The organism is Streptomyces sp. NPDC060027, assembly GCF_042737005.1.
Classification (GTDB): domain Bacteria; phylum Actinomycetota; class Actinomycetes; order Streptomycetales; family Streptomycetaceae; genus Streptomyces.
In genome coordinates, this window is the sequence record NZ_JBHWVI010000020.1 from 21,893 (window position 1) to 36,395 (window position 14,503).

The window sequence follows — 14,503 nt, forward strand, 5'->3', positions numbered from 1 at the left end:
AGGAACACGAGGAGACATTCCGCGCTTGACCAGTTGGCCGGCCGGGCTTACCAGTTGGCGTCGCATGAAAGTGGCATAGACCATTGCACTCGTCAACCCCCTTGTCAGCAAGGGGACTTGCTCGAAGTCGGAGGGTTCGGGTTATCTGTGTCGCGGCGCCGATCGGAGTCGACCCCGTTGACCAGCGGACCAGTTATGGTCAGAAGCCATACCAGTTGGCCCGTACCGACGAGGAACGAGAGTCCTGCATGGAGATCGATCCCGCCGCCTCCCGCGCGGTACTCAAGCGTGAGAGAGTCCGTGACGCGATCCTCGAACTGATCGAGGGGCGCCGCCCCGGTGACGCCATTCCCTCCGAGCGCGCGCTCTGCGCCGAACTCGGCGTCTCCCGGCCCACGTTGCGGGCGGCGGTGGACCAACTCGTCCTCGCCGGACTGCTGGTGCGCGAGCACGGCCGCGGCATGTTCGTGGCCGCGGAGAAGATCACCCAGGAACTGGTGTCGGACCGGCAGACCTTCAGCCTGCCCCAGGCCGCGGGCACCTGGACAAGCAGACTCCTGGAATTCAGCACGCTCCCGGCGGGCGCCCGGGTGGGCCGCAGGCTGCGCATCTCGCCCGCCGCCCGAATCCGGTACGTGGCACGGCTCCGCCTGGTGGACGGCTCACCCATGGCCATCGAGTACCTGCACGTCCCCGCCGACCTGGTACCCGACCTGACCAGTGACGAGCTGGAGAACGGCGACCTGTACGAACACCTCGGGGAACGGCACGGAATCCAGGTCAGTGAGGCCGTCCAGTCGATCGAGCCCACGGTGGTCACCCGCGACGAGGCGGGCCTGCTCGATGTGCCGGAGCTGTCCCCGGCCCTCCTCTTCGAACGCCTCACCTCGGACGCCCGGGACCGGCCGGTGGAGTACGTCCACTCGATCTACCGGGGAGACCGCTATCGCATCGTCTCCCGTCTGGCACTCGGTCCGCGATCCGGGCACGCGTCACCACGCGACGGGCACCACCCCGGCATCCCGCCGGGAGACTTCCTGCCGGGAGAACCCGTCACCTTCTCCACCCGCGGCGTGGTGGCGGGCGACCTCTTCGGGCACGGCGGCGGACGGGGCGGGGTCGGACCGGCGACGTGACAGCGGACGGTCCGGCCGTCCCCGTCAAGGCGCCGCCGAGGTCCGCGGCCCCCCGGCTCCGGACTCGATGATCGATTCGGACACCGCGCCAACGCCCGGGCGCGACCGGAGGATACGGAAACCGGCGAACCGGGGGCGCCGGAACAAGCGAGATCGCTCCGGCGGATCAGCGCTTCGGGCGGCCTCGGAGGCGGTGACTGCCCGACGCGCCGAAGCGTGGTCCCTCGGCTAGAGTAATGCGGACGACGTGCTCATTCCGGTCATTCCGTGCTGCCGACCGCTCCGTCGCCCCCGTGCGTCCACCGCTGATCCGTGGCGTGGCGGTTCGGCGTTCGCAGCCCGGCGCGGGCACCGCAATCGCGTGAAGCGTGGAATTCCGTACCAGTTGGAGAGGAACCACAGATGCCCTTCGCCACCGCCAAGGACGGCACGCAGATCTTCTACAAGGACTGGGGATCGGGCCAGCCCGTCGTCTTCTCCCACGGCTGGCCGCTGACCGCGGACGCCTGGGACGCCCAGATGAAGGTGATGGCGGACAACGGCTTCCGGGCCATCGCCCACGACCGGCGCGGTGGCGGACGCTCCGGCCAGACCTGGGACGGCAACAACCTCGACACGTACGCCGACGACCTGGCGGCGGTCATCGAAGCCCTGGATCTCCGGGAAGTCATTCTGGTCGGACACTCGACCGGCGGCGGTGAGGTCACCCGCTACATCGGCCGGCACGGCTCCGGCCGTGTGGCCAAGGCGGTCCTGGTCGGCGCGATCCCGCCGCTGATGCTCAAGACCGACGCCAACCCCGAGGGCCTGCCGATCGACGTCTTCGACGAGATCCGCACAGGCGTGGAGACGGACCGGTCGCAGTTCTACAAGGATCTCAGTGCCCCGTTCTACGGGGCCAACCGCGAGGGATCGACCGTCACCCAGGGCACGCGGGACGAGTTCTGGCTCTGGGGAATGACCGTGGGCATCAAGGGCGCCTACGACTGCGTCAAGGCGTTCTCCGAGACCGACCTCACCGAGGACCTCAAGAAGATCGACGTCCCCACCCTCATCGTGCACGGCGACGACGACCAGATCGTGCCCATCGTGGCCTCCGGCGAGAAATCCTCGAAGCTCGTCAAGGACGTGGTCTACAAGGTGTACCCGGGCGCTCCGCACGGCCTGGCCATGGTGCCCAAGTTCGCCGAGGTGTTCAACGCCGACCTCCTTGCGTTCGCACGCAGTTGAGTCGGCGGCCCCCTGGCAGGCGCGGGTGGTCCGACCCCGAGACCGAACAAGCGGTCCGGCGCTGAGAGGCGCCCGGACCGCTTGTTCGGCCGCGCCCCCTTGGAGGACCACCCATGCGGATGGGGGGCGTTGATGCAGGCAGCCCTGCGCATCGAGCGCCGGGCAGTCCGTTCACGCCGCTTCAGCCCGCCAGCCGCGCGAGGGCCAGCGCGTAGGCTCGGTCGAGGGAGTCGGCGGCGGCGCAGGCGATGTCCGGCTGCACGCCGGTGCCCTCCCAGTTGGTGCCGGAGACGGGGTTGACCGCGCGGCCGACCGGGATGGCAACCTCCAGGTGAGGGTGCACCGTCCAGCCCTCACGCGGGTGCGCCCCACCGCCGGTGCGCTCGCCGACGACGACGGCGCGGCCGAGCTGCTGCAGGTCGTTAGTGAGTTCCTCCCCGGCGGAGAAGGTGTGGTCGCTGCACAGCACGTACAACGGCTTGGTGCCGCCGAAGCGCGCGCCGGGGACGTGCGGCAGGGTCCAGGACTGCTCGCTGCGGTCGCCGTCCCGCCATTGCATGGTGTTGAGGTGGGTGCGATCGTCCAGCAGATAGCTGCAGACGAAGGCGACGGTGTCCGGGTCACCGCCCCGGTTGGCGCGAAGGTCCAGGATCAGCGCCCGGGCGCTCGAGGCCAGGGTGAGCGCGGCCCCCAGCGGTTCGGCCGCCCACTCCAGAGGAAACAGCGACGGTGCCAGTTCCACCACGGCCACCCCTCCCTCGAGCAGTTCCACGCGGCGCGCGCCGCCCAGCGAGGTGTCGAAGTTCCGGCGCAGGGCGGCCAGGGCGGCCGCACCCTGCTCCTTGGGCACCGGCTCGGCGTGGTACGCCAGTCTCAAGTGCCGGTCGCCGTTCACGGATTGCAGGTCCGCGGTGACCAACCGGCCCAGCTCTTCGGCGCTTTCGACGTCATAGGCGCCCTCGGCGAGGCGCCGCCGCAGCAGTTCCGCCAGCTGCTCGGCCGTTTCCGGGAAGACATAGTGCTCGGTCAGGAGCCGGGCCGTCTCGTCGATGACCGGGGCGGGCCGTAACTGCGTCAGGGTCGTCATGGCAGGGAGCAGAGCACCGCCCTTGCGGAAGCGTCAAGAGAATTAAACACCTTCGGAATGCACGATCAGCCTCTCAGTCCGCAGCCTCCCCGGACAGATCCCCGTCCGTCGGCTCTTCCGCGCCGGGGAGCGCCTGCTCGGTCCAGATGGCCTTGCCCTCCGTGGTGTACCGGCTTCCCCAGCGTTCACACAGGGCGCTGATGAGCTGGAGCCCCCGGCCCCCCTCGTCGGTCTCCGAGGCGCGCCGGATGCGGGGCATGGTCAGACTCGCGTCGGACACCTCGCAGACGAGCGTCCCACTGCACAGGAGCCGCAGCCCGATGGGCCCCCTGGCGTGGCGGATGACGTTGCCGACGAGCTCACTGGCCAGCAGCTCCGTCGTCATGACCAGGTCGTCCAGATGCCATTGAGCGAGCTGTTCCCGAACATGGCGGCGGGCCTCACCCGCGGCCTCCGGGCCCTCCGACAGGTCCCAGGAAGCCATCTGCCGGTCGGCCACCGTGTGCAGGCGTGCGATCAGCAGGGCGGCGTCGTCGTGGGCGGGCTGCCCGTCCGGCAGCAGGCCCGCGGTGACCGTGTCGCACAGCTCCTCCAGATCCGGACAGCAGGCGTTGCGGGGGAGCAGATCGGCGAGCTGGGTCATGCCCAGGTCGATCTCGCGTTGCGGTGACTCCACGAGTCCGTCGGTGTAGAGGACCAGAAGGCTGTCCGCCGACAGCTTCAGTTCCGTCGTCTCGAACGGAGGGAACGCGGCGCCGAGGGGAGGATTGGCGGCGACCTCGGGGAAGTAGGCGCTGCCGTCGGGCCGTACGACGAGCGGCGGTGGATGCCCCGCCCGCACCATGGTGCAGGACCCGTCGGTGGAGTCGTAGAGCGCGTAGAGGCAGGTCGCGTACGCGTGCTCGCCGAGGGCGCCGACGATGTCGTTGAGGTGGCCCATGATCTCGTCGGGAGGCAGTTCCAGAGCGGCCAGGGTGTGCAGCGCGGTGCGCAGGCGTCCCATGGTCGCGGCCTCGGGCAGACCGTGGCCCATCACGTCGCCGATGACCAGGGCCACCTGGCCCGCGGACAGCGGGATCAGGTCGTACCAGTCCCCGCCCACGTCGGAGGTCTCCCCGGCCGGCAAGTATCGTGCCGCCGCGGTGACTTCGGGCACGGTGGGCAGTCGCAGGGGCAGCAGCGCCTGCTGGAGCTCCTGCGAGCGGGTGAGTTCGGCCTCGTAGAGCCGTGCCCTCTCCAGAGCGTGCGCCACGAGCGCGCTGATGGTGATGAGCAGGGTGCGTTCCTCGGAGGTGAGGCGCCGGGCGGTGTCGAAGGCGATGACACACACGCCGAAGGTGTGGCCGGAGGCCGTCAGCGGAAGGAAGGCCCAGGCCTCCTTGTCCGTCGGAGGCTGGTGCTCGCCGTCCGGGAACGCCGAGGCCCATTCCTGCCGCGACGAGTAGAAACGGGCTTCTCCTGTCAGGACCGCCTGCCCGGCGGGATCGGCAGAGGACAGTTCCATGCCGTGCGCTCCGCGCATGTGCCGCAGAAAGGAGCTCGGATAGCCGACGGACCCGATGTGCACCAGCCTCTGCTCCTCGATGACGAGCACGAGCAGTCCCTGGGCGTCGAACGGCGGCAGGACACGGTGGGCGACGGCCTTCACCACGTCCTGCGAGGTGGTCGCCGCGGCGAGCTGCGTGGTCAGCTCCACCGTCCGGCTCGCCCGCTCGGCCGCGGTCCGGATGGCCGCCACCTGCTCGGCCTCGCGGCGGCGCCGGTCGGTGACGTCGGTGAAGTAGAGGGTGAGACCGCTGGGCACGGGGACGAGCCGCAGGTCGTAACAGCGGCCGGTGTCGGCCATCGTGACGTCGAAGCCGGTGGCCGTGGACTGCGCGGCACCACGCCGGCACCGTTCCTCCAGCTCGGACATCCGGCGCAGGGCGGGCAGGTCCCACAGGTCACGTCCGAAGAGCTGTTCGTCCTCCGAACCGAGGACGCGTTCCGCCTCCAGGTTGGCGAAGGTGATGCGCCAGTCGTCGTCCACGGACAGGAAGGCGTCGCTCATGTGCTGCAGGGCGCGGCTGAGGGTGTCGCGGGTGGAGCGCGCGGCGTCGCTGGCCCAGCCCTTGCCGATGATGCGCGCGACCTGGCCCTCGTCGTCGAGTACGACGTGACCGGACGCCCGCGTCCACGTGTAGCCCCCGTCGGCGCGCCGGACCCGGTATTCGGCCTCGAAGGGAGCGTGGGTCCGGATGGTGCGTTCCGCCGCCGCCAGCGTGCTCGGCAGATCGTCGGGGTGCACCACCTTCATCCAGCTCTCGACGCCTGGGACGAAGGCCGCCGGATCGGTCTGGTAGACCGTCATCGCCGCCTCGTCCCACAGCAGCTCGCCGGTGCGCACGTCCCACTCCCAGGACCCGACCGGAGTGAAGTCGAGGTCGGTGCGCAGGCGGGCGGGCTCCGGCATCCTCCTCACACGGTTCATGGTCCATCGTGCCACCGAGGTGAGGAACGTCCACTGGGCGGGCGTGGGCTCCTCGTTGTCCCCGGTGAGGCAGGTGATCGCGCCGATGGCACGGTTCTCGTCGACCAGCGGCACGGAGAACCAGCCGGACCGCGACAGGAGCGGCGCGTCGGGTTCGACCAGGTCGGCGGGGAGAGCGGCCACCCATACGTTCTCGGCCGAGCGCACGGCACGGGCCGTCGCCGTCGGCCCGTCCTGGTCGACGATCTCCCATGCCCGCGTGAGCGACGACGGCAGTCCGGTGGAGGACACCAGACGCAGAGCCGACATGGGGCCCCGCAGATAGACGGCCCCGCCGACACAGCCCAGCTCCGCGATGGAGTGTTGAAGGGCGAGCCGGAAGACCTCGCTTTCCGTGATGTCGTCGTCAGCGGTGTCGAGTAGGTCCAGCCGCCTGATCACAGACCCAATATAGGGTGGAATGCCGTAAATGACATTAATGGCATTGTCTGCTACGGAGAGTGCCTCGGGCCGGACCGGCGCGGTGGGAGCCGCCTCGGTCCGGGCGGGCGCGGTGACCGGCACCGGCGCGGGGCGGCGCGCCAAGGGACGGCTCAATCCGCGCGTGTCGGGCGGGAGATCGCTTTTGGTGGTGGAACTGCAGAACCACCGACTGCGAAGGAACGCACTCATGCGCATCAGAACGGCTCTCGCCCTCCCCGCCATCGCTGTCGTCGCCCTGGTCGGCCTGGCCGGCACCGCCGCGGCCGACGGTGACGCCGGCAACGGCAACGGTGACGGCACCACCGCGACGCAGACGATCAGCGACAACACCCTCAGCGGTCTGGACTTCACCGGCCATGTGTTCAGCGTCGGCAACACCGGCCTGGAGCAGGACCCGATCACGATCACGTTCGCGGCCATCGGCTAGTGCGTGCGGCCGGCGGCCGCGGCCGCTCGCGCGGGGACGTGTGTGCGGACACGACACTCCTGTGCCGAGCTGCCCCGGTCGGCTCGCCGTACGGAGACCGCCGGCGTCCTGGGCCGCCACGGCCGGGGGCGCCGACGCGTCCTCCGCAGGCCGGGCTCGTCCCCCGCAGCGTCGGCGGCGGGTCATCCGGGCGGCCCCGCGAGCGGCGCGCCGGACCGCCGCTCGGCGCCGCCCACCGTCCGTGTCCCGGGTTGCGGGGCCCGGTGCGCGACACCACGCTGGCCAGGACGCCCGCGTGATCGACGGTCTGCGCCGCCCGGTCGCCCGTTCCCCCGGCGTCGCGCGGCGGTTCCCATAGGGGCACACGTGGCGGACGGCCCCGACGTCGGGAGGACGGTGGCACACAGGTGAACGCCGGATCGCGCCGTTCTCACCGGCGGCCGGACCTGCCCGGCACCGGTCGCGGCGGGCGCCGGATGCGGTACGTCGTCGTGGGGAACCGTTCCTCCCGCGGCGCCCGGTCGGTGGCGCGAGCGCGTACCGCCGGTGCCGCTGTGCGGCGGGGCGCCGGACACGGTGACGGAGCGGTGGTGAGTCACGGGCTGCGCGTGGCCGCCGCGTACGCGTGGCGGCTGCTCGTCCTCGGAGCGGCCGTCTACGTGATCTTCGCCTTGCTGGGCAGGTTGCAGCTCGTCGCCGTGGCGCTGTTCCTCGCCCTGGTCGTGACGGCGGTCCTGCGTCCGCTCGCCGATCTGCTGGCGCGTCACATGCCGAGGACCGTGGCCGTGATCGTGAGCATCATGGGAAGCATCCTCCTGGTCCTGGGAGTGATGGCGCTGATCGGCAGCCAGGTGGCGGGCGAGTCGGGTCGTCTGGGCCATGAGTTCGCCGGGGGCCTCGGGCGGATCGAACCCTGGTTGGAGGCCTCCCCTTTCCATGTGAGCCACGCGGTGCTGTCGGATCTCCAGGGCAAGGTGGCCACCTTCGTCTCCGAGCACCGCTCCGTGCTGATCAGCAGCGCCCTCAGTGGCGCGGGCCGGGCGGTCGAGTTCATCACCGGCCTGGTGCTCGCCCTCTTCTGCTCGCTGTTCTTCATCCGTTCCGGGGACAGGTTCTGGCGCTGGTTCCAGGCGCTGATGCCGGGGAGAGCGCGGGATCCGTTGAACCGGGCGGGGCGGGCGGCCTGGCGGACCTTCGCCGGGTACACGCGCGGCATCATCATCGTGGCGGCCACCAACGCCGTGCTCGTGGGAATCGCCCTCTACGTGCTGGGTGTCCCCCTCGCACTGCCGCTGACGCTGCTGGAGTTCTTCGCGGCGTTCATCCCCCTGGTGGGCTCGCCCGTCGCGCTCGGCGTGGCCACCGTCGTCGCCCTGGCCACCCGAGGACCCGTCGTCGCGATCGTGGTGCTGGCCCTGATCGTCGTCATCGGCCAGTTGGAGGGTCACGTACTGCACCCGCTCGTCCTGAGCTGGGCGGTTCGGCTGCACCCCGTGGTCGTGGCCCTCTCCGTCATCGCGGGCAGCATCCTGGCCGGTGTGATCGGCGCCGTCGTGTCCGTGCCGATGGTGTCGGTCGCCTGGTCCGTGCTCTGCGAACTGCGCGCACCCCCCGAGCCCGAGCCCGCCGGCCGCTCACCGGGTGACCCGTCCGCCCCGCCCGGCCCGAGCTCCCGGCCGACCGGGCGGTCCCGGGCCACGGACCCCACGCGGTGACGCTCCGGCGGGCCGGGGCGGCCCCGTGGTGGCGGTCTCGGCGTCGGCCGCGCCGATCGGTCCGGCGGTGTCGGGTGTGGTCGACGTCGCGGCGCCGCTCCGGCGCCCAACGCTCCGTGCCCGGACGGGGCCCAGCACGCCGAGGCGGTTGTCGTCCGACCTGGCGGCGGAGTTCATTCCGTCCAGCCCAGGTGCGTGTAGGACTCTCCGCGGGCGATGGCGGCGAGCGCCGTGCGGGTGTAGTCGACCAGCCGGTCGGGGAGCGCGTCCAGCGGCCACCACCGCCACTGCGTGCACCGGTCGGGTTCCAGGACCTCGGGCTCACCGCTCCAGCGGGAGGCGGCGAAGAACAACTGCACGCGGGGGACGGGGCTCCAGGGGTTGTGCTGATCCACGGTGTGCACGAGGGCGAGGTCGCTCGCCGCGATGGTGATGCCCGTTTCCTCCGAGGTCTCTCGGACCATGCACGCCAGCGCGGATTCCCCCTGTTCGCGGTGTCCGGCCGGTACGTGCCAGGTCGATGGCGCGAAGCCGCTGTCAGGGTGGCGTCTGCCGAGCAGGACCGCGCCGTCACGTACGAGGACGAGATGGGCGCCGACGATGCTGCGCCCGCGGTGCTCGCTCTCCTCCCGGACGAGCACGGTCGGCGGTGTGCCGCTGCTGTCGAGGCGGGGGAGAGGGTGCCTCCGGTGCTCGCGGATGACGGCCGCCGCCCCCGGGTCCATGGTCATGTCCGCCGTCTCGTCGGCGTGGGTCCAGCGGAGCTGGATGCCCTCGCGGAGCGGGATCTCGTGGGCGGGCCGGTTCAGGGTGCCCCGGTAGACGAGGGCACGGTCCGTGAGCGTGCCGGACGCGTCGAGGGTGTCCTGGATGACGAAGGGGGTCAGGTCGGGGACGGTGAGGCCGGTCTCCTCGTACAGCTCGCGGGCGATGCCCTCGGCACACGTCTCGCCGGGCTCGGTGCCCCCGCCGAGCAGGGCCCAGGTCCCAGGGCGCCAGATGGGCTTGTTCGCGTCACGCAGGTGCAGCAGATAGCGCCCGGAGTCGTCGACGAGAAGGGCGGCTGTGCCGTGCACCTCGATGGTGCGAGGACTGATCGGGGGTCCGGAGGCGCTCGTGTCGGTCACGGAGAGGGTCCTTTCGTGTCGCGCGAACCCGGAAAGCGCGTCGGGAAGCGGTGCCGTGAAGGGGGGCAGGCGGTGATGGTGTGAACCGGGGCGGTGGGCGTGCGTGAACCGGTCGGGCGTTCAGCGTTCCTGGGACAGGCGCAGGAGATCGGCGAAGGTGCCACCGGCGTGGACGAGGTCGTCGTACGTGCCCTGTTCGGTGAGGCGGCCCTGTTCCATGACGACGATGCGGTCGGCGATCCGGGTGTTCTCCAGCCGGTGCGTGACCACGATGGTGATCCGGTCCCCGGAGATGGTCTTGATCTTCTCGAAGATGCCGTGCTCGCCTCGCGGGTCCATCTGCGAGGTGGGTTCGTCCAGGATCAGCAGAGGGGGCCGCCGGTACAGGGCCCGGGAGCAGGCCAGGCGCTGCCATTGGCCGCCGGAGAGTTCGGCGCCGCCGAAGATCTCGCGCGCGAGAAGGGTGTCGAGCCCGGCGGGGAGTTCCTCGATGGCTTCGCGCATGCCCACCGCCTCGACGGCGTCCCACACGTGGTGGTCGTCGGCGGACCTGGGCTGGCCCAGGTTCACGTTCTCGCGGGCCCGGAGGGGCCATTGGGCGAAGATCTGCGGTACGAGACCGGTGCAGTTCCAGGCCGTGGCGGGATCGGCGTGAGCGAGGTCGGTGCCGTTCCAGGTGACCCGGCCCTTGTCGGCGAGGTAGATCCCGGTGATCAGCCGGGTCAGAGTGCTCTTGCCCGAGCCGTTCACGCCGACGATGGCGAGGATGTCGCCGCGCCGCAGGGTCAGGGAGACGCCGTCGACCGCGGGCTTCGATGTGCCCGGGTACCGGTAGGTGACCTCGTCCAGCCGGATCTCCTCCAGCGGCGCCTCGATGACCGCTTGCCCTCGTTTGGGCGCGCGGTCGGCGGCGTCGTCGAAGAACGCCTGCATGTCGCCGAGGTACAGGCTGGTGTGGAACACGGCGGCGCCGTTGATGACGACCTGGGACAGCGCGGCCAGGGTGGTCTGGACGGCGACGACGGCGGTGGCGGCGATCGCGGGCGCGATCCGTTCCGTGACGGCCAGCCAGGCGAGCACGCCCCAGGCCGCCCCGAGGAAGGCTCCGCCGGCCAGGGAGGACAGCACCGCGATCCGCAGAGTCCGGGGCGCGGCGGCGAGCGTGCGTCGGTCGACCCGCTCGGAGAGGGCCCGGTACCAGTAGAGGAGGTAGTCGGTCATTCCGTTGGCGCGGACCTCGTCGCCGTACTTCGGTGTGGTGGCCCACCAGCGCGTCATCCCGCGGACGTTGCGGTCGGCGACGTTCGCGTAGTGGATCTCGTAGTCGACCCGCGCGGTGAGGACCGCGCCGACGCCGGCCGGGGTGACGGCCAGGAGGAGCAGCGGCAGCATCAGGGGGTTGAGCACGGACAGGACGCCGCCGGCGGTGACCATCCTGATCAGGGCGGACAGGAAGCGCTGGGCATCCATGACCATGACATGCGTGCGCATCACTCCCATCTCTGCGGCTTCCTGACGGTCGGAGAAGCCGTCCACCGCGTAGGCCGACGCTTCGACCCGGCAGACGGCCTCGACCAGCGCCGAGTCCGTGATCGTCGTCAGTCGCGGGGTGATGCGCCGCTCGGCGTACGCGGCCACGGCCACCGAAAGCCGGGCGACCGCGCTCGCCCCGGCCACGACGGCCAGGGCCGGAAGCGCCTCGTACAGGCGGTCCGACACCGCTCCGCCAGCGAGGATGGGGGACATGGCCCTCGCCGTGGCGGCCAGCAGCACGGCGGCGGTGACGCCCGTGGCCAACTGGCAGGCGAGGATGAGGAGTACGGCGCGACGGTCGATCCGCCAGGCCATGCCGGTGATGCGGCCGAGGACGCGCGGGAGCTGGGAGCACAGGGCCCGGAAGCTGACTTCGCCGAGCGGATTCACGGAGTACTGCCCGGAGTACGTGATCTCGGCGGGCGGCGGCGGTGGAACGGACGCGGACATTGAGGTCAACTGCTCGTCTCCCTGGGCGATTTGATGGGGATGAAGACGACTTCAGATGACTCAACGACAGGTACCGCGATATCGAACACACGTGTTTCGGCCGCATCGGAATCCATGCGCGGCGGGGAGAGCCGGTCGCGGCCTTCCGGAATACGGGGGCCGGTGGCCGCGAACGGATGGCCGAATCGCCGTGGTTGATGCATGGGTGACGGACGGGGCTTGCGGTGCGGCCCGCGAGCGCCCGCCGCGCTCCGGCAGCGGCGATACGGGCGTATCGACAGCGGTCGCCGCCCGCGGGCCGCTGTCCCGATCCGGGGCCCACTGATCCGTACCTGGAGAACAGTGACCGCCCTCTCCTCCCCGGCGGTACCCTGGGCCTACGGCCCGCCCGTGTCCCCGGCCCTCTCCGTGCAGTCTCGTTCCGCGCAACAGAGGCACTGCGCAAGGCGAAAGCCATCCCGCCTGCAGAGGAGTTGGGACGCATGGGCCCGCATCCCGAGTTGTTCGACGAGTTGCGCGTGGTCCGGGCCGAAGGCGAGCTGGATCTGACGACCGCGGCCGCCTTCGCGCATGACCTGGAGAACGCCCGGCACGGCACCGGGCGGCTGTTCCTCATTGTGGACCTGCGCGGCGTGACGTTCATGGACGGCAGCGTCCTGGCCCCGCTGTGCGCGGCGTGGGAGGAGTGCCATGAGCGGCTCGGATGGGTCCGCGTCGTACACACCCGGCCGGGCCCGGGTCTCGTGTTCCGGGCCGGCGATCTGCTGGAGCGGTTCCCGCGCTACGCGAACGCTCAGGACGCGTGGCAGGGCTTTACCGCCGACCGTGCGCCGGCGGACCGGGACACGTGAGGTACGTCGGGAGCCGGGCGGTATCTCGCACCGAGGACTCCCGGCCGGGAAGGAGCGGAGCACGGTGATCAGCGACGGCATGGCCGATGCGCTGCGGTCGCTGCGCCGGGGCGGCGGCGATCCGGCACTGGTGTGCGTGCGGGCGCTGGGCGCCGAGGGTGTCGCGCTGTCGTTGCTGGTCGGTGAGGACCGGGCTGCCGAGCCGCTCTGGTGCCGGCCCGGGCCGAGCGAGCGCTTCGAAGAACTCCAGTTCACGCTGGGCGAGGGCCCGGGGCCGGACGCGGTCCGTACCGGCTTGACCGTGCTGGAGCCGGACCTGCGGCGGGTGCACCCCGGGCGATGGCCGGTGCTGCTGCCGCTGGCACGGGAGATCGGCGTGCACGGTGTGTGCTGCTTTCCGCTGGGCGTGGGGGCCGTCCGGGTCGGCGTACTGACCGTGCTGTGCGACAAGGACCGGCGATTGAGTGAGCAGCAGTGCGCGGACGCGACCGCCCTGGCGGCGGCGCTGACCGGCGCCTTCCTGAACGTGGAGCAACGCGGAGGGGCGAGTGGAGATGGCGATGTGTCCGGTCTCGGCATCGTGCTCCAGTGGCCTTCCGGGCTGCATCGTGCGGTCGTGCACCAGGCCACGGGCATGATCAGCGTGCAGCTGGGCGTGCCCATGGACGTGGCCCTCCTGCGCCTGCGTGCCCGTGCTTATGGCAGTGAGCGCCCCCTCGGCGAGGTCGCGGAAGACGTCGTCGCCCGCAGGCTCCGTTTCAACGACGACTTCGACGACGACAAGAGCGGGCCGTATGCGCCCGACGGTGGAAAGGGATGATCGGCATGACACGCGAACGACGTCTGGCCGAGACCTTCGTGGAGGTCGCGGACTCCCTCGTCGAGGACTTCGACGTCATCGACCTCCTGCACCGGCTGTCGGCGCGCTGCGTCGAGCTGCTCGACGTGTCCGCGGCCGGGATCCTCCTCGCGGACGCGCACGGCGAACTGCAGGTCATCGCCGCCTCGGACGAGCACACCCGCCTCCTGGAACTCTTCGCCCTCCAGCACGACCAGGGTCCGTGCGTCGAGTGCTACCGCTCCGGCACGGCCCGGACGAACATCGACCTGTCGCGTACCGAGACGACCGCCGGCTGGCCGCGGTTCGCCGCGCGGGCCCGCGAGACGGGGTATGTGACCACGCACGCCATCCCGCTGCGCCTGCGCAACCGGGTCGTCGGCGCGCTCAACCTCTTCCACACCACCCGGGACCGCCTCGGTGACGACGACATCGCGCTCTCCCAGGCACTCGCCGACGTGGCGACCATCGCGATCCTGCAGCAGCGCACGCTGGAGCAGTCGCACGTCGAGAACAGTCAGTTGGAGACCGCGCTGACCAGCCGTATCTTGATCGAGCAGGCCAAGGGAGTGCTGGCGGAACGCTGGGACACCTCTGTCGACGACGCCTTCACCGCCTTCCGGTCCTACGCGCGCTCCCGGCATCTGCGGCTCTCCGACCTCGCCGTACGCATCATCTCGGGGGGCTTCGACACCGCGGCCATCCCGGCACCGGTCCGGCCCGAGGGGCACGGAGGCTGATCGCCGCCGTTTCCGGGCCGCTCACGCCTGGCAGGGCGGGTCCTGCGGGGCACGCGGGAGTAGAGTGAAAGATCCGGTCAGCTGATCTCTGCCCCGAACGACGAGGTCGCCATGCAGTCATCGGAATCGCGCTCGGACGGACATGCCGAGGTACACATCGTCGCGGCGTCCCCGGATGTCGCCCGTCGCGTGGCGGAAGTGCTTCGACGATGCTTCGACGCCACCGAGCAGCGGAGCTATCCCGCGAGCACCGACGGGGGTACGCGGCTCCAGCTCACCGTCGACACCGATCACCCGGCGGAACCGGCGCGCTCCTGGCTGGAGACCAGCCGCTCCCCGGCAACGCGTTCCGACCGGAAGTGAGCCGGCCTCCAGGAACGGTCCGTTCGGCCTTTCCCAGGAGTAGCGTGAGGTCA

At 70.9% G+C, this 14,503-nt stretch carries 12 protein-coding genes; 8 read left to right on the forward strand and 4 right to left on the reverse strand.

What is annotated here, in order from left to right; translation table 11 throughout:
• Positions 1–248 precede the first annotated feature (248 nt).
• Both ACFWBT_RS07845 and ACFWBT_RS07850 read left to right on the forward strand, forming a co-directional pair.
• Positions 249–1,136: a GntR family transcriptional regulator gene (locus tag ACFWBT_RS07845; protein WP_385697175.1), complete on the forward strand. Its 888-nt coding sequence runs from the start codon at positions 249–251 to the stop codon at positions 1,134–1,136.
• Between the two features lie 402 nt (positions 1,137–1,538).
• Complete coding sequence (locus ACFWBT_RS07850) at positions 1,539–2,366, forward strand: alpha/beta fold hydrolase (protein WP_385697176.1); 828 nt, start codon at positions 1,539–1,541, stop codon at positions 2,364–2,366.
• Between the two features lie 181 nt (positions 2,367–2,547).
• Here ACFWBT_RS07850 and ACFWBT_RS07855 read toward each other — a convergent pair whose 3' ends face one another.
• A complete protein-coding gene (locus tag ACFWBT_RS07855) occupies positions 2,548–3,453 on the reverse strand; it encodes a S41 family peptidase (RefSeq protein ID WP_385697178.1) in 906 nt (301 codons plus the stop codon).
• A 73-nt stretch (positions 3,454–3,526) separates the two neighbouring features.
• Positions 3,527–6,364, reverse strand: coding sequence for a SpoIIE family protein phosphatase (locus ACFWBT_RS07860; RefSeq protein ID WP_385697180.1), 2,838 nt, complete (start codon positions 6,362–6,364; stop codon positions 3,527–3,529).
• A gap of 229 nt (positions 6,365–6,593) precedes the next feature.
• On the opposite strand from ACFWBT_RS07860, the gene ACFWBT_RS07865 reads away from it, so the two are divergent.
• Both ACFWBT_RS07865 and ACFWBT_RS07870 read left to right on the forward strand, forming a co-directional pair.
• Positions 6,594–6,833: a hypothetical protein gene (locus ACFWBT_RS07865; protein WP_385697181.1), complete on the forward strand. Its 240-nt coding sequence runs from the start codon at positions 6,594–6,596 to the stop codon at positions 6,831–6,833.
• Positions 6,834–7,309: 476 nt separating this feature from the next.
• Positions 7,310–8,548, forward strand: coding sequence for an AI-2E family transporter (locus tag ACFWBT_RS07870; protein ID WP_385697246.1), 1,239 nt, complete (start codon positions 7,310–7,312; stop codon positions 8,546–8,548).
• Positions 8,549–8,721: 173 nt separating this feature from the next.
• On the opposite strand, the gene ACFWBT_RS07875 is transcribed toward ACFWBT_RS07870, so the two are convergent.
• Entirely contained in the window at positions 8,722–9,675 is a 954-nt protein-coding gene (locus ACFWBT_RS07875) for an NUDIX domain-containing protein (RefSeq protein WP_385697183.1), read from the reverse strand.
• Between the two features lie 120 nt (positions 9,676–9,795).
• The gene (locus ACFWBT_RS07880; RefSeq protein ID WP_385697248.1) at positions 9,796–11,658 is read right to left on the reverse strand and encodes an ATP-binding cassette domain-containing protein; all 1,863 of its coding nucleotides are present in this window, start codon (positions 11,656–11,658) and stop codon (positions 9,796–9,798) included.
• 482 nt (positions 11,659–12,140) lie between these two features.
• Between ACFWBT_RS07880 and ACFWBT_RS07885 the strand changes: the two genes are divergently transcribed.
• From ACFWBT_RS07885 to ACFWBT_RS07900, 4 genes are all read left to right on the forward strand, one after another.
• A complete protein-coding gene (locus ACFWBT_RS07885; protein WP_385697185.1) occupies positions 12,141–12,509 on the forward strand; it encodes an STAS domain-containing protein in 369 nt (122 codons plus the stop codon).
• 64 nt (positions 12,510–12,573) lie between these two features.
• Positions 12,574–13,329: an ANTAR domain-containing protein gene (locus ACFWBT_RS07890; protein WP_385697187.1), complete on the forward strand. Its 756-nt coding sequence runs from the start codon at positions 12,574–12,576 to the stop codon at positions 13,327–13,329.
• Positions 13,326–14,087 carry an ANTAR domain-containing protein gene (locus ACFWBT_RS07895; protein WP_385697189.1) on the forward strand — a complete coding sequence of 254 codons (762 nt, stop codon included), beginning with the start codon at positions 13,326–13,328 and terminating at the stop codon, positions 14,085–14,087. Before ACFWBT_RS07890 ends, ACFWBT_RS07895 begins: the two co-directional genes overlap by 4 nt.
• Positions 14,088–14,198: 111 nt before the next feature.
• Positions 14,199–14,450 (forward strand): hypothetical protein, encoded by a 252-nt coding sequence (locus ACFWBT_RS07900; protein WP_385697190.1) that lies wholly within the window; start codon positions 14,199–14,201, stop codon positions 14,448–14,450.
• Positions 14,451–14,503 lie beyond the last annotated feature (53 nt).